This window comes from Mesorhizobium sp. M7A.F.Ca.US.006.04.2.1, assembly GCF_004022915.1.
Taxonomy (GTDB): domain Bacteria; phylum Pseudomonadota; class Alphaproteobacteria; order Rhizobiales; family Rhizobiaceae; genus Mesorhizobium; species Mesorhizobium ciceri.
In genome coordinates this window covers 1-1,173 of record NZ_RZQA01001291.1, presented here as the reverse complement: position 1 = coordinate 1,173, position 1,173 = coordinate 1, and the positions used below count along the sequence as shown (strand labels likewise).

The following is a 1,173-nucleotide window of genomic DNA, read 5'->3' as shown; positions in this document are numbered from 1 at the left end:
GTCAAGAAGACGCTGGAATCGGCAATCGCCAACGCGGAAAACAACCACGACCTGGACGTCGATGCACTGATCGTGGCGGAAGCCTATGTCGGCAAGTCGATCGTCATGAAGCGGTTCCATGCCCGTGGCCGCGGTCGCGCCAGCCGTATCGAGAAGCCGTTCTCGCACCTCACGATCGTCGTTCGTGAAGTCGAAGAAAAAGGGGAGGCCGCATAATGGGCCAGAAAGTCAATCCGATCGGTCTTCGCCTCGGCATCAACCGCACCTGGGATTCGCGCTGGTTCGCGAACACCGGCGAGTACGGCAAGCTGCTGCATGAGGACATCAAGATCCGCAAGTATCTCGAGAAGGAGCTCAAGCAGGCTGCCATCTCGAAGGTCGTGATCGAGCGTCCGCACAAGAAGTGCCGCGTCACCATCCATGCCGCGCGCCCGGGTCTGATCATCGGCAAGAAGGGCGCCGACATCGAGAAGCTTCGCAAGAAGCTGATGGAGATGACGAAGTCCGAGACGCACCTCAACATCGTTGAAGTGCGCAAGCCGGAGATCGACGCGACCCTGGTCGCCCAGTCGATCGCCCAGCAGCTCGAGCGTCGTATCGCGTTCCGCCGCGCCATGAAGCGTGCCGTTCAGTCGGCGATGCGCCTCGGTGCCGAAGGCATCCGCATCAACTGCGCCGGCCGCCTCGGCGGCGCCGAGATCGCGCGCATGGAATGGTATCGCGAAGGCCGCGTGCCGCTGCATACGCTGCGTGCGGACGTCGACTACGGTACGGCCGAAGCGCACACGGCTTATGGCATCTGCGGCGTCAAGGTCTGGGTGTTCAAGGGCGAGATCCTTGAGCATGACCCGATGGCTTCGGAGCGTCGGGCCAGCGAAAGCGATGCAGCGCATGGCGGTGGTGGTGATCGCGAACGCGGTCGTCGTCGCGAAAACGCCTGAGACATTTAGGAATTTGGAGTTAGAACGATGCTGCAGCCAAAGCGCACAAAGTTCCGCAAGCAGTTCAAGGGCCGTATCCATGGTACCGCAAAGGGCGGCACCAACCTGGATTTCGGTGGTTTCGGGCTGAAGGCGCTTGAGCCGAACCGCGTCACCGCACGTGAGATCGAGGCGGCCCGCCGCGCGATCACCCGTGAAATGAAGCGCGCTGGTCGCGTCTGGATCCGTATTT

3 protein-coding genes are annotated in these 1,173 nt (G+C 61.7%); all 3 read left to right on the top strand.

The window, feature by feature from the left end; translation table 11 throughout:
- Window positions 1-216 (top strand): 50S ribosomal protein L22 (locus tag EN925_RS36735; protein WP_128337412.1); only part of this gene is annotated, 216 nt, incomplete at its 5' end.
- Entirely contained in the window at window positions 216-941 is a 726-nt protein-coding gene (gene rpsC, locus EN925_RS36730; RefSeq protein ID WP_013531426.1) for a 30S ribosomal protein S3, read from the top strand. The genes EN925_RS36735 and rpsC, both read left to right, overlap by 1 nt.
- A 27-nt stretch (window positions 942-968) precedes the next feature.
- A partial coding sequence (gene rplP / locus EN925_RS36725) for a 50S ribosomal protein L16 (RefSeq protein WP_128337411.1) occupies window positions 969-1,173 on the top strand: 205 nt, incomplete at its 3' end.

Excerpts from the sequence above, each read along its gene's own strand:
- rpsC (WP_013531426.1), top strand. The coding sequence starts at position 216 with ATGGGCCAGAAAGTCAATCCGATCGGTCTTCGCCTCGGCATCAACCGC.